Here is a 20967-nt window from a genome sequence, read left to right as displayed (position 1 = left end):
ACTAATGGTTAAAATTATTGGGATTGTGCAAAAGCCGTACATCAGATCGTTTTAAACTACAATTGGTGGATTCCTGACGACGCCGATCGAACATTAAAAAAATTGTAGAGAATTCCTATGGACGCCGCAGCACTCTGGCAACGCTATCAAGACTGGCTTTACTATCACGAGGGATTGGGACTTTACCTCGATATCAGCCGCATGGGATTCGACGACGCTTTCGCAGCAGCACTGAAGCCCAAATTTGACAAAGCTTTCAAAGACATGGCAGCTTTAGAAGCAGGTGCGATCGCCAATCCCGACGAAAACCGGATGGTGGGCCACTACTGGCTGCGAAACCCCGATTTAGCTCCCACTCCAGAATTAAAACAAGAAATAGTCGAAGGCATAGCACAAGTTGAAACATTTGTCAAGAAAGTTCAAAACCGCGATATTAAACCGCCCTTTGCTCCGCAATTTACCGACATAATTTCGATCGGCATCGGTGGTTCCGCCCTAGGCCCCCAATTTGTCTCCGAAGCTTTATCCCCAGACATTCCGCCCCTAGCAATACATTTTATCGACAACACAGATCCGGCTGGAATCGATCGCATCCTTAACAAAATCAAAGACAAACTCGCCAGCACCCTAGTAATTACTATCTCCAAATCCGGCGGCACCCCCGAACCCCGCAACGGGATGATCGAAGTTCAAAAAGCCTTCGCCGCTCAAAAACTAGACTTCGCCAAACAGGCAGTTGCCATCACTGGAACAGACAGCAAACTAGACAAATTAGCCAAATCCGAAGGCTGGATTGGCAGCTTCCCGATGGCCGACTGGGTGGGAGGACGCACTTCGGAACTCTCAGCAGTAGGACTTTTGCCAGCAGCTTTGCAAGGCATCGACATTCGGGCGATGCTCGACGGCGCTAAAGTCATGGACGAAGCTACTAGAATTCCCGACATTAAAAATAATCCCGCCGCCCTTTTAGCCATGAGTTGGTATTTTGCCTGCAACGGACGGGGCGAAAAAGATATGGTAGTTTTGCCGTATAAAGATTCACTGCTATTGTTCAGTCGCTACTTGCAGCAATTAGTCATGGAATCGATCGGCAAACAGGAAGATTTAGACGGCAACACAGTTCATCAAGGAATCGCAGTTTACGGCAACAAAGGCAGCACCGACCAACACGCCTACGTCCAGCAACTGCGAGACGGGGTGCCGAATTTCTTCCTAACATTTATCGAAGTTTTGGAAGACAGGCAAGGCATTTCCCCAGAAGTAGAAACCGGCGTCACTTCCGGAGATTATTTGTCTGGTTTGTTGCAGGGAACTCGACAAGCTTTGTACGAAAATCACCGAGATTCCATTACTGTCACAATTCCCCAAGTCAACCCTCGGACAGTAGGAGCATTAATCGCCCTCTACGAAAGAGCCGTAGGTTTTTACGGTTCCTTGGTGAATGTCAATGCCTATCACCAGCCAGGGGTCGAAGCAGGCAAAAAAGCGGCCGCTGCTGTATTGGACTTGCAGCAACGGGTACTGCAAGTGCTCAAAGACGCCCAAAAACCTCTGTCTGTCTCAGAAATAGCCAAAAAAGCAGGAAAGCCAGAGCAAATAGAGACAATTTACAAAACTCTGCGGCATTTGGCAGCAAACGGGCGCGGCGTAGCTTTGGAGGGAACATTAGGGCAGCCTGCTACTTTAACAGCAAGTTATAAACAGAATTAAACAGTAGAATTAAAAATTAAAAGTGAAATTAGTCACTTTTAATTTTTAAGGTTTAATTTTTAAATTCCTCTCATGCCCTTGACGATTCTGGTTGCTGACGACGATTTCGCGACTCGCTTGTCGATTACCGATTATCTGGAAATTACCGGATACTCTGTAATCCCTGCTGAGAATGGCAAAGAAGCTTTAGGTTTGGTAGAGGAATTTCAGCCCCACTTGATTGTTACCGACATTACAATGCCCGAGATGGATGGCTACGAATTCGTGCGGCGAGTTCGGACTCGTCCCGCTTTCCGCTTGCTACCGGTGATTTTTTTGACGGAACGCACGAGCACGCAGGAACGGATTCGCGGCTATCAGATGGGGTGTGACAATTATCTCGCTAAGCCTTTTGAACTCCAAGAATTGGGGGCGGTAATTCGCTCTTTGCTCGATCGCTACGCTCTAATCGCTCAGGCACCGTCTCATTCCCCAAAACCAGAACCGACGCCAACAGAGGCACGCAGCAGAGCCAATGGCAAGCCTGAAGCGGATTTTTTCACTCAAAAGCCAGAAACCGACGATCGCCCCTCTCCCAGCCAAAATGCTCCGAGTTTGACTCAGCGAGAGCGAGAAGTGCTAGATTTACTGACAGAAGGTCTTTCTAATATTCAAATAGGCGATCGGCTCCACCTCAGCCCTCGAACTGTCGAAAAGCACGTCAGCAGCTTGTTCAGAAAAACAGAAAGCAACAACCGTGCAGAACTCGTTCGCTTTGCGATGGAACACCATTTAGTCAGATAACCGCAAACGCTCGCTCGTTCAATAAAATCACCTGCAATTGTCACACAAACATGAATAACAGCATAATCAACAATTACTTAAAAAATTAGAAAATTCTATATCCTGTCGCAGTAGCAGCTTCCACAATTTTCTGTATTGCCATGACATCAAGGGGAATCACCAAGTTTTACAGAGCGTTTTATATCAATTCCCGCAGTAAGCCCGGAATAATATCAAATCCTTGCTTCAAAAGTCGGGCGTAAAGTCGAATCCCGAGGCCAACAAATAATTCGCGCAATTTTCATTTTTTTGACCCCTCCTTCTACAGTCAACAGTCAACAATCATTCACTCAATCCTTACTGGATTTAGCGATTACTCAAAAATTACGACACAGCCTGAACACAATGGCATATTTAGTCAATCCTATGCTATTGAACCAGCAGATAGTTAATGCTCACCTTGACGTTTTGCGGGCTAATACATTAATTGTTTTAATAGGATGTCTTGATTCCGGCCCCTATGTTTGCGACATTTTAGCAATTTGGGTAGGATTTCTAGTAAAAACCTTACCTATTATTTGGCGGCCTTTAGTTTTCGCTTTCCTATTCAATCCGCGCCGAGGGAGAGATTTAGCAGCAGGATTCCTACTTTCTTTATTAAGAATCACAGTCATAACTTATACATTTTTACCAACAGTTGCAGCTTGCAAAAGTTTGTTAAATCCCCGAGTAGTCTCGGGTACAGCACAAAAGAGAAAATATAGTGTCCCATCGTCTAGAGAGTTTACAGTAGCTGTCGATCGCAATTTTCTAACTTTCCTTCTGGCCACCAACCCTTAAGCCTTCCTGACTAACAACGTATTCCAACAAACCCTCGCAGGCATCTAACAGTAAATCAATTACTCGATCGAATCCCTCCGGCCCACCATAATAAGGATCTGGCACTTCTTTCAGGTCATATTTATGGCAAAAGTCGCACATCAACCGCACTTTTTTTTTATATTTTTCAGCATTATCAAGAGCAAGAATATTCCGATAATTTTCCCGATCCATCGCCAGAATCCAATCAAAATTATCGAAATCTTCCCTTATAAATTGGCGGGCTTCGCCTAACAATTCAATTTCTCGCTTCCTCGCCGCCAATGCCATCCGCCTGTCAGGGGGGCTGCCAATGTGATAGCTACCAGTTCCGGCAGAATCGCAGGTGATACGATCGCTCAAACCAGCTTGTTCAATTAAGTGATTCATAATATTTTCTGCTGAGGGCGATCGGCAGATGTTTCCGAGGCAGACAAATAATAATTTAGTCATTAGTTAGTAGTTATTAGTCATTAGTTATTAGTTATTAGTTATTAGTCAGTCAACAGTGCTAATTTGTTGGGTGCGTCGCTTTCAGAGTCAATCTGCAAGTTCCATCGAACATGGAGCAGCGACGCACCTTACTATAGCGGTTTTCCAGAAAGTTTAATCAGTCAACAGTCAACAGTCAACAATTGACTGATGACTAATGACTAACCGAAACCGGGGAGATTGAGTCCGCCGGTGAGTTCTTCCATTTTCTCCCGCATCGTCATCGTAGACTTAGCGTAAGCATCCTGCATCGCCACTGTGACGAGTTCAGAAACCACATCAGCACCTTCACCGAGGGCATCCGGTGAGATTTCCACGCGGCGGGGTTCTTGGTTGCCGCTGAGAAAAACCTTGACCAAGCCGCCGCCGGCTGTTCCCTCAATTTCCATTACATCCAACTCTTCTTGGAGCTTTTTAGCTCCTTCTTGAACCTGCTGAGCTTTTTTGAAAGCTTCAGTCAGTTCTTTCATTTTTCCCAGGCCGAAGCCAAATCCTTGTCCTGATTTTGTCATAACTACTTTGTGATGGTGTGTGGGCTGGCAGTCTGCCGTTTCCGTATTACTTCAATGATGCCTTAGAAGGGAAACTCTCCCAGTATTCTAACTTCTGGCTCCAACAACAGCGACCACCGCTGCTCGACTTGCTGTTGAACGTGGCGGATCACTTGAAAAATATCATTGGCCGTTGCCGACCCGCAGTTAAGAATAAAATTAGCATGGCGCTGAGCCACTTGTGCGCCGCCGATCTGATATCCCTTCAGTCCCGCTTGTTCGATGAACCAACCTGCCGTCTTGGGGCCGGGGTTGCGGAAGACTGAGCCACAGCTCGGTAAGTGGTAAGGTTGAGTTGTCCGGCGCTGGCTGAAATGGTCATTAGTTTCTGCCATTACTTGCGATCGGTCGAATCCCGGCTGCAACTGGAAAGTCGCTTCAGTCACCAGCCGATCGCCTCCTTGCAGCACCGAAGTCCGGTAGCGGTACTCCAACTCTTGGGGAGTCAGAATTTCCACTTTACCACCAGGGGATAGGACGCGAGCGTTGACTAGAATATCAGCAGTACAGCCTCTGTGAGCGCCTGCATTCATCACCACAGCCCCTCCCACTGTACCCGGTATGCCGACTGCCCATTCTAGACCTTTCCAGCCCCGTTTAGCGGCCAACCAAGCGAGGCGGGGAATTGACTCTCCCGCCCCCGCTGTCACTTGACCTGTTTCTGCATTAAAATTCACCTGTTTCAGGTAGCGAGTGGCGACGACCAAACCGGACAAACCCCGATCGCTCACCAACAAATTAGAACCCGCACCCAGCAGAGTCACTGGCATCCCTTCATCCTGTGCCCAGGCAAAACTCGCTTGCAAAGCCTCCATACTGCGGGGAGCAACGTACCACTCGGCGGGGCCACCGACTCGGAAGGAAGTCAGGCCCGCCAGCGAAACTTGGGAGTTAATCTTGCAATCAGTTCCCCGCAAAGAAATAGGAGAATACACTCGCCGATTGTCCTTAACAGAGGAGTCATTCGAGATAGTCACCATCTTGAAAATCCTTAAAAATACCTTCGCTCGAAGACGTGGTTGAAAATCCATTTAGCTAAATTATGTGGCCGCTTTGAGCGAGCCGCCCGACCGAAGTTTCGGCACAAAGTGCAACGCCATAATGTCGATCGACTCTACTCTGTTGGCGAGCTAATCGGGGCGATCGGCTTGTTGATAAAAAGCCATAACCTCTGGAATAATCTGATTCAGATTACCAGCACCCAAAAACAGAGCCAAATCTCCCGGTTGCAGATTTTTGGTTAAAAACTTAGTGACTGACTCCAGGGAAGGCGCAAACTCAACCTCTCGGCCTTCTTTAGCAATCAAATCAGCAACCTGCTGCCCGCTAATCTCTCCTAAATTCGGTTCCCCAGCACTATAAATATCGCAAGCCACAACCAAATCAGCATCCCCAAAAGATTGAGCAAATTCTGGCAAAAATGTCAGAGTCCGGCTGTAACGGTGGGGTTGAAAAATTGCCACCACTCTTCGGGATTTGGGATTTTTTTCGCTACCTTCAATACGCAAGCGAGCCGCCGCCAAGGTAACGCGGATTTCGCTAGGATGGTGGGCGTAGTCGTCCACAAACAGGATGTCATTGTGAAAACCCCGCACCTCAAAACGGCGGCGAGCTCCTTCAAAGCCAGCAATCGCTTTGGCAATCGCCGAAAATTCTAACCCCAACAATCGGCCCACTGCTACCGCAGCTAGTGCATTGCTGAGATTGTGTGTACCCAGCAACTTCAACTCCATTTCCCCTAGGAAAGATCCTCGCTCCCAAATCCGGGCCTTGGTGCTTTCTGCTCCGTACTCCACGCCCGAAGCCGTGTAGTCAGCACCGCTGTCTGGCTGCAAGCTGTAGCTGACATGAGGCTGAAGGCAGTCTTTGACTATTTGGTCGTCAATGCAACCCACCAAGGTTTGACAGTTTTGGGCAAACACTTTAAATGTGTCTATTACCTGGTCAAGGGTATCGTAATGGTCTGGATGATCCAGTTCCACATTCGTCACTATGCCAATTTTGGCTACCAGCTTAACGAGAGAACCGTCGGATTCATCAGCCTCGGCCACTAAGTAGGGCCCTTCCCCCAAACGGGCATTGCCTTCCCAAGCATTTACCTCGCCTCCTACTACGATCGTCGGGTCTAGACCCGCAGCCATCAGCATGAAGCCGATTAAGCTGCTAGTAGTAGTTTTGCCGTGAGTCCCGGCTACCGCTATGCTTTGGTAATCTTGAATTAACGCTGCCAACACATCCGAGCGATGAAAAATCGGACAGCCCAAATCTAAAGCAGCTCGATATTCGGCATTTGCTGGGTGAATAGCCGTCGAACATACTACTTGAGGCAATCCCGGAAGTGCTTGGGCGCTTGAACAGTTGCCGTTCAATTGGAGAGCTTTGGCTGTCGCGACAGAAGTCCCTACCGTACCCGCGACTATCGAGGATACTGCTCTTTCCTGTTGCCCGCAGTCGGGACTGCTACCGTTAAGGGCCGTTTGAAATAATTCAAAATTGCTGGCGTCTTGACTCCAAAAAATATGAGCTCCCATTCCTTGCAAGCGCTCGGTTATGTGACTCGATTTAATGTCGGAGCCGTACACAGGCAACTTGCGTTTAGCTAGAATGTAGGCAAGGGCTGACATCCCAATCCCACCAATGCCGATGAAATGAAATGGTCTACCGCTAAAATCAACAGAACTCGGCATCTTTGCTCCTCACACACCACACCACGCCAATAACACGCGATATCATATCAAGAATTGTTTTTTCAGGATACAGTTCGCTAGAGATTTTGTACAAAATTCTCTGCGCGTCCCTAGATTTGCGGGACTTGTAGAGATGTTTGTCTTGTATCCTATATGACTTAGTACCGAGTAGTTTTCCGGAACAGTCACAGCTCGAAAATTGCAGGTAACAGAAAACGGGGTCTGGGGTCGGGGTCAATAGACTAATTTTGGGTGGTTGCATACTCCTGCATTCTTTCTATTTCGATCCGCCTGCTGTGCTGGGATACGGCAGCAAAAGCCCCACAACCTTTCTACCAAGATTGAGGGTAAAACCCATAAGGATTTACAAACACTACCACGAACAACAAAATTTCGCTCCTTTTATAGTCATTTATCTACCCGTACGGTCATTTTTTCTTGAAAGTGAGAGATTGACACGATCGCAGCTATAGTATATATTCTTACTTTATTGTATATATACAAGTTATGCAGTTAGTCGAAATAGTCGCAAAGCCATAGATCAAACCAAATCATTGGTTTTGATCGAGAAGCCGATCAACTCTCTTGGCAGCCCTTAAAATTTTTACCACTGCGATAAGTATATCTACCGTCAAAACTTTTTCGGTCGCCCACAAACGAATGCTGAGGCGGTCGATCGCGCACTCAAAACAAGTTGGGATTAATATTGGCAAGGTTAATCATCCAGTCCCGCACCCACTCTGACGCTCAGAACCTGGTTTTTTAAGTCTTATTGAAGGTTTGAACGAATTAAGGGGGTTGAAAAAACCGGTTTTAGCGTCCGGGAAGATCCTCGAAACTAGGGTCATCCAGGGGTTTGTCCCCAATGAAAACCGAGGGTTTTCTAATAAACGAGCTTATGGTTAAAAGCGTATAAACATAAAAGTGGCGCGATGTCTGTATTAATCCTGATTTGGGGGGAATATGGCGAAAATAGCGATTTTGGGGGGGACTTTTGATCCGGTTCACTGGGGTCACGTGTTGGTAGCCGAGACGGCTGCGAGTCAATTTGCTCTCGATCGAGTCATTTGGGTACCGGATCGCTCTCCCCCTCACAAAGAGCGCCCGGATTTGGCAAGTTTTGAGCAGCGGCGGGAAATGCTCGCTCTGGCGATCGGCGATCGCCCTGACTTCCTAATTTCGCCGCCGTCGGCAAATCCCTCCGACAATTCTTTTGCGATCGACACCCTGCTGTATTTGCAAAAATTGTATCCAGGCGATCATCGCTGGTACTGGATTATTGGTAGTGACGCACTCCTTACTCTCCCCAAATGGCACCGGTGCGGCGAAATTGCCGGGTTGTGCGACTGGTTGGTGGCCCCGCGTCCGACTCAGGGAGAGCGAGTGACAGCAGAAAGCGCGGAGATTGGGGAACTGTCCGAGTGGGGAGATTGTCCGGGTGGAAAACCCATCGATTCCGGGGGAGACAGGATGCAGGTTCAGGCAAATGCTGTTGGCCGGCGAGTTGCCGAACAAATGGCTCTTTTGGACGTGGAGATTCGCTGGGAGGTGCTGTCCATGGCTGCGATCGAGATTTCGTCGAGCCACATCCGCCGCTGCTGCGCCGAAAGGATCGGCCTCCGCTACTTAGTCCCGGAAGTGGTCGGGACTTATATTGCATCCCATCAGCTTTACCAGTAACTAGCGGCAGAAAGCCTAATGCCTTCTGCCTTGCAATTTTAGCCTTCTAGAAAAGTTCAAGCTTTTTTGATCGACACAAAAAGTTAGAAAGGATCGACCTTTGCGATATGATCTTGTCTCATAAGTCAATTCTTAAATTTTTTCAAAATTTAAGCCTGAGCTAGAGGCTGCCATCGTTAGGAGGTACAAGGTGATTAGAGTCGCGATCAATGGTTTTGGACGTATCGGGCGCAGTTTTGCGCGCTGCTGGCTGGGCCGAGAAAACAGCCAGCTAGAGTTGGTAGCTATTAATGACACTTCCGATCCTAGAAGTAATGCTCACTTGCTGAGATACGATTCCATGATGGGAACGTTGAAGAATGTGGACATCAGTGCGGATGAAAATTCCATTACTCTCAACGGCAAGACAGTTAAATGCGTGAGCGATCGCAACCCGCTAAACTTGCCTTGGAAAGATTGGGGTATTGATCTGATTATTGAATCGACCGGTGTCTTCGTTGACCAAGCTGGTGCATCGAAGCATATCACTGCCGGCGCTAAAAAAGTGCTAATTACCGCTCCCGGCAAGGGTTCTGAAGTTGGCACTTATGTCATGGGAGTCAACCACCACAACTACAAGCACAGTGACTACACAGTCATCAGCAATGCTAGCTGTACTACTAACTGTCTGGCTCCTGTACTGAAAGTGCTGCACGAAAATTTTGGCATCGTCAAAGGCATGATGACCACTACCCACAGCTATACTGGCGACCAGCGCTTGCTGGATGCCAGCCACCGCGACTTGCGGCGGGCCCGGGCGGCAGCAATGAATATTGTGCCGACTTCTACCGGAGCAGCCCAAGCTGTGGCTTTGGTGATTCCAGAATTGAAGGGCAAGTTAAACGGTATCGCCATGCGCGTGCCGACTCCCAATGTGTCCGTAGTCGATTTTGTGGCTCAGGTAGAGAAAAAGACTTTTACCGAGCAAGTAAATCAAGTGTTCAAAGAAGCTGCGTCTGGCTCCATGAAAGGGATTTTGGAGTACAACGATTTGCCTTTAGTTTCATGCGACTATCGCGGAAGTGATGCTTCTTCGATTCTGGATTCCAGCTTAACGCTAGTGATGGATGGCGACATGGTAAAGGTTTTGGCTTGGTACGACAATGAGTGGGGCTACAGTCAGCGGGTGGTTGACTTGGCTGAATTAGTCGCCGAACGTTGGGAAGCCTAGTACCCCAAGGCAGAAGGCATTAGTCATTCGGCAGAAGGTAAAAAATCCTGATATTTTGTACTTTTGAGTCGATTTCTAGCTGACTGATTATTTCTGTTTTCGAGCGGTAGAGACTTTTGCCAGTCGATAGTTGGCGAGGACAAAATGAAATATCGTAGGGACATGGCAGTCCCGTGTCCCTACGATATGCTTATGCTGCTACTCCCAGCTATCGAAATTTTTGCCATAATACTATGATCGGGCTTTCGGGTGTGCTTGATGATAATTTTGTTGTTTGTAGTAAGCGCTTAAAATTGCTTTAGTTAAGTTCTCGGAAAACCCCAAATATTAAAAAAATAAAAATTCCGACTATAAAAGTTAAAAACCTGAAAAAATAGCAACAGCTACGGTAGAGTTTTGGAAGCAAAATGTGGTATGAAAAAAGCGTTAATTAGTGGTATATCAGGTCAGGACGGAGCTTATTTAGCTAAACTTTTGCTCGATCGAGGTTATGAAGTTTGCGGCACCTCCAGGGACGCCCAAATATCTAGTTTCGGAAACCTGACCCGTTTGGGCATTCGAGACAAAGTAAAACTAGAATCCATGTCTCTCAACGATTTTCGCAGCGTCTTGCAAGTGCTTGCCAAAATAGAGCCAGATGAGGTGTACAATCTAGCAGGTCAAAGTTCCGTCGGTCTGTCTTTTGAACAGCCCGTAGAAACCCTCGAAAGCATTGCGACAGGCACATTAAATCTGTTAGAAGCAATTAGGTTTACAGGCGGAAAAATCAAACTTTACAACGCCAGTTCTAGCGAATGTTTTGGGGATACCCGAGGCAATCCAGCCGATGAAAATACGCCTTTTCGCCCCAGAAGTCCTTACGCGGTGGCGAAAGCAACAGCATTTTGGGAAGTAGCGAATTATCGAGAAGCGTACAATTTGTTTGCGTGTTCTGGTATTTTGTTCAATCACGAGTCGTCGCTGCGGCCGGAGAGGTTTGTTACCCAAAAAATAGTATCTGTGGTGTGCCGAATTGCTGCGGGTAGTTCAGAAAAACTGCATTTGGGTAATATTTCCGTGCAGCGGGACTGGGGTTGGGCACCGGAATATGTGGAGGCGATGTATTTGATGTTGCAGCAGGAAGAACCGGACGATTATGTAATTGCCACGGGTGTAACCTATCCTTTGGAAGAATTTGTGAAAACAGCGTTTGTTGCTGCGGGTTTGGATTGGCAGGAACATTTAGTAACCGATGCGAGTCTTTACAGACCGACGGAGATTGCAGTTGGGAGGGGAAATCCGGCTAAGGCAAAAGAAAAATTGGGATGGGAGGCACAATATAAAATGCCCGATGTGGTGCGGATGATGGTGGAAGCGAGGATGGGTAAGGTGTGAGGATTTTTTCATAAAAAATAGCTCTTTGTTTGCAATAAATACCTGTTGTGAATTATCAGGGGTTGTGTACAATTTTCAAGATCTAAAAAAATGCAAGTAGTTATATTAGCAGGCGGTTTGGGTACTCGTCTCCGAGAAGAAACTGAATTTCGTCCTAAGCCGCTAGTAGATGTGGGCGGATATCCGATTCTCTGGCATATTATGAAAACCTATGCCCATTACGGTTTCCGGGACTTTATTGTGTGTTTGGGCTATCGCGGCAACATGATTAAGGAGTATTTCTTGAATTATGAAGCTATGAATAATGATTTTACTATTTGCCTGGGCCGCCAAAATCAGATTACCTATCACGAGGAGCACCGCGAGCAAGATTTTAAGGTGACACTGGCAGAAACTGGCGCGGACACTATGACGGGAGGGCGGGTGAAACGTGTGGAGAAATACATTACTGATGATACCTTTATGGTGACATACGGTGATGGAGTTGCTGATATCGATATTGGAGCTTTGGTGGATTTTCATAAGGCTCATGGTAAGCTGGCAACTGTTAGTACAGTTCGTCCGATATCCCGATATGGTATTTTAGATGTGGACAGCCAAGGCAAAGTTCTGGAATTTACGGAAAAACCTCAAATAGATGGCTGGGCTAGTGCGGGATTTTTGGTACTTCACCGCAGCATATTTGAGGCTTTGAGCGGGGATGATTGTTTTTTGGAGCGAGAGCCACTAGAGCGGTTAGCGGCCCAGGGACAATTGATGGCGTACCGCCACGAAGGTTTCTTCTTTGCGATGGATACTTACCGCGAATATAAGTATTTGAATGAACTTTGGGATAATGGAGAGGCTCCTTGGAGGGTGTGGGAATGAGTGAATTTTGGCGCGATCGATCGGTATTGGTTACAGGTTGCACCGGCCTTTTGGGTAACTGGTTAGTGGCTGAGTTGCTGGAAAGAGGAGCTTTGGTAACGGGATTAGTCCGTGACTTGGTGCCCCAATCCCGACTTTATGCTGGAGAGTGGTATCGGCAAATTAATATCGTTCGCGGTTGTGTCGAAGATTTGCCAACGGTAGAACGAGCCATCAATGAGTATGAAGTAGATACGGTGTTTCATTTAGCAGCTCAGACAATTGTGGGAGTTGCAAATAGAGAGCCTGTTGCCACTTTTGAAACAAACATTAAAGGTACTTGGAATATTCTAGAAGCTTGTCGCCGCGTCGGTGGTGTGACTCGAATTGTCATAGCATCCAGCGATAAAGCCTATGGAGACCAGCTAGTGTTGCCTTATAGCGAAACAACTTCGCTGCAAGGAGAACACCCTTACGATGTTTCTAAAAGCTGTGCTGATTTAATCAGTCGGGCTTACTACGTCAGTTACGGTTTACCCGTGTGCATTACTCGCTGCGGCAACTTTTACGGCGGCGGAGACTTGAATTTTAATCGCATCGTTCCGTCTACTATTCGATCGGCATTACGAGACAAGCCGGTAGTCATCCGCAGTGATGGCACTTTTATTCGGGACTATTTCTATGCGAAGGATGGGGTTTTAGCTTATCTCCATTTGGCAGAACAAATGGACAGGAAAGAAATTTTGGGAGAAGCATTTAATTTTAGCAACGAGTTGCAAATTTCGGTGCGGGGCATGGTAGATCATGTTTTGAGATTGATGGGTAAAAGCCATTTAGAACCCGTGGTATTGAATAGGGCCAAGAATGAAATCAAACATCAGTATCTCTCGGCAGATAAGGCCAGACAAATGCTCGGTTGGGAATCTAAGTATCCTTTAGAAGAGGGGTTGAAAGAAACAATAGAGTGGTATGAAAACTTTTTGATGAATGAAGCTCCCTGTGTCATCAGCGTGTGAGTGAGGCAAGTTTTAATAAATTCCAACTATCGAAAGGAGAAGAACATTTTATGCAAGCAAGTGTTACTTATAGAAGTTCTTGTCGTTGTTGCCAATCAACTAATTTGGAGCGGATATTATCATTACCCGAAATGCCCCTTCACGATCAATTCATTACGGATAAATTGCTCGAACAGGAGTTCAAGGAAAATTTGGATATTTATGTTTGCCTAAATTGTTACACAGTGCAAACACAGCATGATGTAGATCTATCAGCTTACTATGAAGACTATCAATACTCTGTAGGGCATTCTAAGACGGCTACAACCTTTATGGAAGCCCTTGCTGATGCCTTACTGAGCAAATATTTCCCAAACACTAATAATTTGCGGGTTTTAGAAGTAGGTTCGGGAGACGGCAGTCAATTACTTCCGTTTAAAAAGATGGGCTGTGAAGTATTGGGGTATGAGCCATCAGCTCCGGTTGCAAAAATTGCTGAAGAGCGAGGTATTACCACTATTCAAGGTCTATTTGACAAAAACTCTCTTGACAAGTTGCCGGAAAATTTTAAGAACAACAGTGTAGATATTGTTGTCACATCCTACACCTTCGACCACCTGCCTGACCCTGTAGACTTTCTGCAAGCAGTCAAGTTAATTTTGAATCCTGATCGAGGTCTTTTAGTGGTTGAAGTTCACGATATTGAACAGCTATTGTCAAGGCGTGAATTTTGTTTATTTCAGCACGAACACTCAATCTATTTGAGCGAAATGGCAGCCCAGACGATGCTAGAAAGACAAGAATATGCCATCATTGACTTTGATATCGTGCCTGAATCAGTTCGTCGCGCTAACTCTTTAATATTTGTAGCTACTCCCAATCAGTCTAGTTTTACTTCCAAGAAAATATCACCCGTAGATCAACCTCACTGGAGAGGGTTGACATTCTACCAATCCCAAGCGGATCAAATTCAAGAGGGTATTCACAACCTCGATAGATTGGTGGATAAGTTAACTCAATCTGGCAGGAAAGTTGCCGGATACGGTGCTGGTGGGCGCGGCATTCTCACTCTGGCTGCTATGAGCAATGGCCACAAACTAGAGTATGTGGTTGATAAAAAGCCCAAAGGAGTTGGAATCTACACTTCAAAATCTCACGTTCCTGTATTTGGTCTAGAGAAATTGAAGGAATCACCTGTGGATGACATTCTGGTGTTTAGTTTTGGATATATGAAGGAAATTCAGGAAGACCTACAGCCCTTTGGATACAAAGCCGATCAGTTTTATTCAATGATTGATGTAACGGAAGGTAAGGTCTCTTAAGATGGAGCAAGGAGAGGGACATACTATACTCTTAACTGGGGCGACGGGATTCATCGGTGCTGCTGTGTTCAAGCAGATACTTGCCAGTGGAAATCTGCCTATTGCGTTACTTCGACCTGTATCGAATGCTTCTAGGCTGCAAGGACTTAAAGAGTATCGCTCTTTAACCTATGAGACTTTGCAAAGTGCTGAATTGGTTCGGGAACTGCAAAAGTACAGACCGAAAACCTTGATTCATTTGGCTTGGCACTGGCGGGACGCAACCGGACGAGACAGTAAAGGAATATATCAAGTTACAGATAATCTTCCCCTAACCATAGATTCCGTAAAACTTGCCCAGGCAGTGGGCTGCACTCATTGGATTGGTATTGGGTCGCGAGAAGAGTATGGAAATGCAAACTGTCAGGTTGATGAATCCTACCCGACGATGCCAGCAACAGTTTACGGACAGGCTAAATTATCCGCTTGTTGGGCAGCTTTGAGTTTGTGCCAAGCTTATGGGATGTGTGGAAGTTGGATGCGAACCTGTGGAGTCTACGGAAGGCATGATGAACCTTCTCGGTTAATTCCTTATTTGATTAAAGAAATGTGTCTGGGTAATACACCTAAACTAACTAAGTGCGAACAGATATGGGATTACTTGTACGTTGACGATGCTGCTAGAGGTATTTTGAGTGTAGCTAACGCTCAAGTTCCCGGCATTTTTAATTTAGGATCTGGTATGGCAGTGCCCTTGAAAATTGTTGTAGAAAGGATTCGAGAGCTAGTCAATCCCCAGATTCAGCCTGAATACGGTGCTATTAATTACAGCCCTGGTCAAGTGATGAATTCCCTAGCCGATATTACTAAGATTACTACTTTAACTGGGTGGCAACCTCGAATTTCCCTACAGGATGGGTTGAAACTAACCGTAGATGAAGATCGGCACAAACTTTAGTCCGCTAGATATTGACTTTAGAGGTACTTCTCTCCTTGCTTCAACTTTCCGTGTGGAGGTTAGTATCTATTTGCTTTAAGATTTTAATAACCTCATCATACATAACTGTCCAATCGCAATCATAACTTCCATTCCCTTTATCTATAATATACTCTTCTAGAATGAAAACCTGTGGTAGTAAGTTTTCTCTATGAACAGATTGAGCAAATAAACTTTTATTCCAGTAAATTGCAATAGGGCCATGTACTACCCCTGGTTTATTCGCTATCCAAGAACCGTAAGTTAGACCAGATCCGATAGGTGATATATGTATATCTATAGCCTCACTCCACCATGCAGATGTTTCAAAAAAAGTAGAGGCAATCGCACTATGAGTGGGGATATTAGGATTAATCAAAGCAATAATTTTGTTCATCACTTCTTTTTCCATGCTAATCGTAGACCAACACAAGTTTGAAGAATCTTCTTTACCTGTCACAGACCATCCATCAAAAACTACGGCTAAGTTTGGATAATCTAAGAACAATTTGTTAATAATATTTGCTATTCCCGTTACCTGAGATACCCAAACTCTACCACTAGCACGAACTTGCACGCCTAAAACTGGATGATGTTGCTTTACTTTTTTCAGATTAGTTAAAAAGTCTATTGAACATTTGTGTAATGCTGTTTGACGTATTCTTTCAATCAACTGCTCTTTTATAAAAATGCTATTTACTCTTAAAGCTACATAATTGTTTTCTATAACTTTTTTAAAAACATCGCTAACATCCTCTACTTCAATAAATTTGTCAGCAGGAATTTCTGGAAAACTCTCCTGACAACTAAAATAGTCACCAGGCCCTACCAGAATTTTATCCAACTTGTGTAATATCCCATTTTCATGCAGTACATCCATTGCTGTTAAGTCTTGCCATAGGTAATGAGCCATATTAAACCCTAAGCCTATAACATCAACTACTTTTTTCTTTTCGGTTGTTGCTATATAAAATTTTACATTCTTCCACGAGCTAACCATATAAGCTTTTAGCTTATTCATACTTTCTACTGCTCTCGCAAATCCGGCTAAGTGCGCAGATAAGTTAATTATCATGTCTATCTTGGGAAAGTAAAGTAACAACTTCTCCCCCATAGGACAACCCACCATCAAATAAAATACTTCCTTGCCTACAAATCTATAACAAAAGCCTTGTAAATCATGTCCCCTTTGTGGCTGGGAATTTTCTTGGTGATTAATAACAAAAGACTGATTAGACCTCAAAATCTTCCCACTGAAAGGGCAAACAGAATAAATATAACCGGTTTCTACTAGAACTTGCTGGTAAGGAAGAGCCAAGTTAATATTTGGAACTATCGGCTTTTTCAGATGATCGCCAAAATTATTTATATAGCTTTCTTCCAAAGCAAAGTTGTCTTGTGCTATTACTTCCAGATTTGCTAATGACAGCCCAATTTTTTCGAGATAGTTTTTGTCGTCCTCAGTTAATAATTGCATGGTCACGACTCTATATCTGCTTGTTAGTTGAAAATATTGGAGCGCGACTTCTGGGTTACTTTCCGTTAGGTAATCAGGACGATCATACTGATAATATTCTAATTGATTTAATTCCTTCCAAATATCTTCATAAACTTGGGTTTTCTGTAAATCAGTTTGATAAATTAAAGTCAGTTCTATAAAATTTATAGCAAAGAATAGACCTGCTGCCCAGAAACGAATTTCTAAATCTTTAGCCGAGGAAAAATCTACAAAAAACTCATGATTTTTTTGATTTTTAAAATAAACATCTTCTTGATATATCACCACAGCTTTATTTAATGCAACATCAAACTTAAACCAATACTGTCCCTCATTGCTAACTTGACTCCCGGTATAATCTGAACTTTCTAGGTCTAACCTTATCCGATATAAACCAGCGGGCAAGGTTATATAAGGCCCATAGCAAACTTGACCATGATTTCCGGTCTGGCTAACTAGCTGATTACCAGTTTGTGTGGGAATAAGTAGTCCTGAAATCAAAGTATAATCTTCTGGGTTAATTCGCCAAGTTTTTATCCCATCTAAGTTGCTTAAAAAACATTTCTTACTGGTAAATTCTGGGTAAAGTTCTACTAGCCGTCGCCATTGTGCGATCGCTTCTACCAGTTCACCCTTTTCTGCCAAAATTTCACAAACTTTTAGCAGATTTTGAATGCCTTTTTCAATGTCTTCTTTGACTTTTATTGCTTCATTCCTTAGATTTTTTAGTATAGTTTCAGCTTGTTTAGCTTGTTGAAATTCTCCACCAAATTTTGCCATCATTTCCGTCGGTCTAGGTTGCAAAAAATGCCTATACTTGAGGACATTATTGCTCAAGAATTCAGGCACATCTTTGCCCTCTATGTCTCTGACATCAAAGTAATACTCTCCTGAAGATTCAAACTCTAAGGTTGGTCTACAAACATCATATTTCAGTTTGTTTAATCCTCTGGCTTCAGAATCGTCTACTTCGGCATGAGCAAAACTTTGTAGTTTGTACCTGTTGGATATGGGAGTTCCAAACCAGCTAAATGACCAACCGCCTTTAACTATATAGGGGTGTCCAAAATTACGAGATTCATTAATGTACCCAGCCTTACTGTCGGCGGCCCAATTGCCGGCATCTGAACGTCTAACTTGGGTAACAGTTCTTTGCTTTAAATTTTTGTATTTACAAGCAACTGTTCCGCACCACCACTCACTTCGTAAATTATCTAAGTTGTGGGCATATAAGTCATGCGTGAAAATTACAAAATCGTTATTAGACAGCAATTCTATTGCTTCATTTATTTTGTTTTTTCTGGGAATCTCATCTGCATCGCTCACCAAAATAACATCTTCGTCTTGACATTCAAGTTCCATCAAAGCAAACCCAATGCAGTCCCTCTGGTAATTTTCAAGAGGCCATCGGTCATTATTTTGGACTTCTGGCATATCATCGACAACATAATGAATGATTCGATCTTGATACTCAGCAAACTCATGGATAAAATCTTTATAGTATAAAGGCTTTGGTTGTCCACTATGAGTTTTCGTCGCTTCTACTAAAATAAACTTATCGACAACATCCTTGAGTTCTTCTATCCTAATTTTGAGAATATCTAGTTCGTTGAAGAAGGGAAAACAGTCATAAATGCGAGGCCGCTTTTGATTAGCTTGCATATTATTGGGATTAATCTTGAAAGCCTTGTAGTAACAGAGGCTGGCTTCGGTTGCGTTTCCTTGAGCTGCTAGTGCTTCTCCTAAGTTATAGTAAAATTCATCAGAGTTGGGGTTCTGTTTAAGAGAATGACGAAAAATATCGATCGCACCCTCGAAATCCTCCTGTTGGAGTAATAATTCCCCTAAACGCTGACAAGCTTGTACATCATCTGGATTTAACTCAGTAATGCGGCGGTAACAAACGCTGGCCTCTGCCCACTGCTCGATTTTGATTAATGCCTTCGCTAGCTGCAACCAGATGTCCAAGTTATCTGGGCGAATCTCTAGGAGCTTGCGGTAGGATGGCACATCATCTGGATTTAGCTCAATAGCGCGACGATAAGAAGCGATCGCCCCATCCAAATCCAACTGAGTCCGCTGTTGTAACACTTCCCCTAGTCTATACTGAATCCAATCGGCCTCTGGGTTAATCTCACTAGCACGGCGGTAGGCTGCGATCGCCTCATCCAACTGACCCAGTTTTTCTAAACTTTTTCCTAATCCCACATACGAACCAAAGTGATCGGCATTGAGTTCAATGGCTTTACGAAAGACAACAACCGCTTCCTCCCATTGTTGCCGTCGTTCTAAAGCATCCCCTAAGTGATGATAAGACCAAGAAAAATCCGGGTTGAGTTCTATGGCGCGGCGGTAAGATGCGATCGCTTCCTCGAATTGACCGAGTTTCCCTAGAGCTTCCCCTACATTGTGGTGAGACCAAGAGTGGTCAGGATTTAGCTCAATGGCACGGCGGTAGGCGGCGATCGCCTCCTCCAGATTCCCTGACTCTACAAGTCGATCGCCCTCGTCCAAATAATCAACTGCAGTTTTTGTGGCTTCCATCTTGAGTTACTGTCAATCGTGCTAAGCTGATGAGCCACTTCAGGTTACACTAAGTTGTGTACCTTTGACAAGATGTAATCTTAATGACCTGACCTTAGTGTAAACTGTGGTTTAATCCTGAACTCTTGAGAGGCGAGGTACTTGATGTTGTAGCACGAACAGCCAGAGGGCTGGGTAAGCGCAACAGGTGAAAGTCATCATGGGTTGTCAGAAATTCTGGCGACAGTGCTTGATGCTAGATTAAATCGGCAGGAACATATAGCGATCGACGCCAGTCTCAATAGACTAATGGAAATTGCTGTAATCTAAGCTGCGCTTAATAATCATTTATGCGAAAATTGGTTTGACGTGCAGATGAGTCAAATGGAATTAGTGTCAGGATCACTTACGTCAATTCGCACAAGTCTCAAATTCGACTAAATTTAATGTATAAAAGACAGGAGAAGCCACAATGCAAGAATGGAAAAGAACGTTTTCTTTCAATAAAAAAAATTTTTATTACAACCGTATAAAATTTAATAATCCTACCGAAAGAGCTGTAGAAATACCTATTGCTTTTAACTTTCTTGCCACTATCAACAAACCAGCAAGCATCCTTGAAGTTGGAAATGTACTATCTCATTATGAAAACCATTTGAGTGAAACGCTTGGTATAACATCAAGACGAATTGTCGATAAATTTGAAGTAGAATTAGGGGTAGATAATGAAGACTTAATGAACCTGCAATCGGCAGAAAAATACGACGCGATTGTCTCACTTTCTACAGTCGAACACATTGGACAAAAAGGAGATCCTTCTGGTGGATATGGAGAGCAGCATGAAAACCGCGATCTTGAAGCTCCATTAAAAGCAATTGCTAAGATATACGACCTACTTGCTCCTGATGGCAAAGCCTTGATTACCGTTCCTTTTGGAAAACTTATAGATGGGGAATGGTATATTCAGTTTAGTAAAGAGTATTTGTATCTATTAGGTAAAAAATATGGAATTCCTAAAGAGGCTGTCTCTGTTAATTGTTTAAAGCTAATAGACAGAGAAACAACAGACCGTGGCTTTAACGTGCTTTGGGAAGAATTAGATGCTCTTGAACTGAGTTATGTGGAATACGGCTCGCCTTTTTCTCAAGCAAATGCGATCGCAGTTATCGAGCTTTCCAAGCTTTCAAGTGAGTTTCACTTGAAATTAAATGTCGAGCCGAGTCCTCTGTTATACAATATGCCCTATGAGACGCGGACAGAATTTGAGCAAAACAAGGATCTGCTACAGCAAACTCAAAGTGAATTGGCAGAATTTCAGTTGCAATTGCAACTGAGTCAGAGCGAAGTGGAACAATCTCAAGCACGGCAGCACCAGACTCAGAGTGAATTGAAACAATCCCAGTTACAACTCTATCAGACTCAGAGTCAATTGGAACAATCCCAGTTACAACTCCATCAGACTCAGAGTGAATTGGAACAATCCCAAGCAATCCAGCACCAGACT

16 protein-coding genes are annotated in these 20967 nt (G+C 44.4%); 11 read left to right on the top strand and 5 right to left on the bottom strand.

Annotation, left to right across the window (positions count from 1 at the left end; genetic code table 11):
- The first annotated feature begins 117 nt into the window (after positions 1-117).
- The 3 genes from QUA57_RS02190 (at position 118) to QUA57_RS02180 (ending at position 3312) form a co-directional block, all read left to right on the top strand.
- Positions 118-1710, top strand: coding sequence for a glucose-6-phosphate isomerase (locus QUA57_RS02190; protein ID WP_333059201.1), 1593 nt, complete (start codon positions 118-120; stop codon positions 1708-1710).
- A 72-nt stretch (positions 1711-1782) separates the two neighbouring features.
- Positions 1783-2493, top strand: coding sequence for a response regulator transcription factor (locus tag QUA57_RS02185; protein ID WP_333059198.1), 711 nt, complete (start codon positions 1783-1785; stop codon positions 2491-2493).
- A 288-nt stretch (positions 2494-2781) separates the two neighbouring features.
- Entirely contained in the window at positions 2782-3312 is a 531-nt protein-coding gene (locus tag QUA57_RS02180) for a hypothetical protein (RefSeq protein WP_333250924.1), read from the top strand.
- Here QUA57_RS02180 and QUA57_RS02175 read toward each other — a convergent pair.
- The 4 genes from QUA57_RS02175 to murC form a co-directional block, all read right to left on the bottom strand.
- The gene (locus QUA57_RS02175; RefSeq protein WP_333059195.1) at positions 3283-3783 is read right to left on the bottom strand and encodes a low molecular weight protein-tyrosine-phosphatase; all 501 of its coding nucleotides are present in this window, start codon (positions 3781-3783) and stop codon (positions 3283-3285) included. The genes QUA57_RS02180 and QUA57_RS02175 overlap by 30 nt on opposite strands.
- 200 nt (positions 3784-3983) lie before the next feature.
- Entirely contained in the window at positions 3984-4334 is a 351-nt protein-coding gene (locus tag QUA57_RS02170) for a YbaB/EbfC family nucleoid-associated protein (RefSeq protein ID WP_006634273.1), read from the bottom strand.
- 62 nt (positions 4335-4396) lie between these two features.
- Entirely contained in the window at positions 4397-5353 is a 957-nt protein-coding gene (gene murB / locus QUA57_RS02165; protein WP_333059194.1) for a UDP-N-acetylmuramate dehydrogenase, read from the bottom strand.
- A gap of 150 nt (positions 5354-5503) precedes the next feature.
- The gene (gene murC, locus QUA57_RS02160) at positions 5504-7060 is read right to left on the bottom strand and encodes a UDP-N-acetylmuramate--L-alanine ligase (protein WP_333059191.1); all 1557 of its coding nucleotides are present in this window, start codon (positions 7058-7060) and stop codon (positions 5504-5506) included.
- Between the two features lie 963 nt (positions 7061-8023).
- Here murC and nadD point away from each other — a divergent pair.
- From nadD to QUA57_RS02125, 7 genes are all read left to right on the top strand, one after another.
- A complete protein-coding gene (gene nadD / locus QUA57_RS02155) occupies positions 8024-8740 on the top strand; it encodes a nicotinate (nicotinamide) nucleotide adenylyltransferase (RefSeq protein WP_333059190.1) in 717 nt (238 codons plus the stop codon).
- A 190-nt stretch (positions 8741-8930) separates the two neighbouring features.
- Positions 8931-9950 carry a type I glyceraldehyde-3-phosphate dehydrogenase gene (locus QUA57_RS02150; RefSeq protein WP_006634268.1) on the top strand — a complete coding sequence of 340 codons (1020 nt, stop codon included), beginning with the start codon at positions 8931-8933 and terminating at the stop codon, positions 9948-9950.
- Between the two features lie 414 nt (positions 9951-10364).
- Entirely contained in the window at positions 10365-11324 is a 960-nt protein-coding gene (locus QUA57_RS02145) for a GDP-mannose 4,6-dehydratase (RefSeq protein ID WP_333059188.1), read from the top strand.
- Between the two features lie 90 nt (positions 11325-11414).
- Positions 11415-12191 (top strand): glucose-1-phosphate cytidylyltransferase, encoded by a 777-nt coding sequence (rfbF, locus tag QUA57_RS02140; RefSeq protein ID WP_333059186.1) that lies wholly within the window; start codon positions 11415-11417, stop codon positions 12189-12191.
- Complete coding sequence (locus QUA57_RS02135) at positions 12188-13186, top strand: GDP-mannose 4,6-dehydratase (RefSeq protein ID WP_333059184.1); 999 nt, start codon at positions 12188-12190, stop codon at positions 13184-13186. Before rfbF ends, QUA57_RS02135 begins: the two co-directional genes overlap by 4 nt.
- The gene (locus QUA57_RS02130; RefSeq protein WP_333059181.1) at positions 13183-14487 is read left to right on the top strand and encodes a class I SAM-dependent methyltransferase; all 1305 of its coding nucleotides are present in this window, start codon (positions 13183-13185) and stop codon (positions 14485-14487) included. The genes QUA57_RS02135 and QUA57_RS02130 overlap by 4 nt, the downstream gene beginning before the upstream one ends.
- 1 nt (position 14488) lies before the next feature.
- The gene (locus QUA57_RS02125; protein WP_333059179.1) at positions 14489-15424 is read left to right on the top strand and encodes an NAD(P)-dependent oxidoreductase; all 936 of its coding nucleotides are present in this window, start codon (positions 14489-14491) and stop codon (positions 15422-15424) included.
- A 40-nt stretch (positions 15425-15464) separates the two neighbouring features.
- Here QUA57_RS02125 and QUA57_RS02120 read toward each other — a convergent pair whose 3' ends face one another.
- Positions 15465-19484 carry a tetratricopeptide repeat protein gene (locus QUA57_RS02120; RefSeq protein ID WP_333059177.1) on the bottom strand — a complete coding sequence of 1340 codons (4020 nt, stop codon included), beginning with the start codon at positions 19482-19484 and terminating at the stop codon, positions 15465-15467.
- A gap of 451 nt (positions 19485-19935) precedes the next feature.
- Here QUA57_RS02120 and QUA57_RS02115 point away from each other — a divergent pair.
- Positions 19936-20967, top strand: a 1032-nt coding sequence (locus QUA57_RS02115; RefSeq protein WP_445304450.1) for an SAM-dependent methyltransferase, incomplete at its 3' end; no start/stop codon positions are given.

The sequence above is a fragment of the Microcoleus sp. Pol7_B2 genome (assembly GCF_036701035.1).
In the GTDB taxonomy this organism is placed as follows: domain Bacteria; phylum Cyanobacteriota; class Cyanobacteriia; order Cyanobacteriales; family Microcoleaceae; genus Microcoleus.
This window is presented reverse-complemented; position numbering and strand designations above follow the sequence as displayed.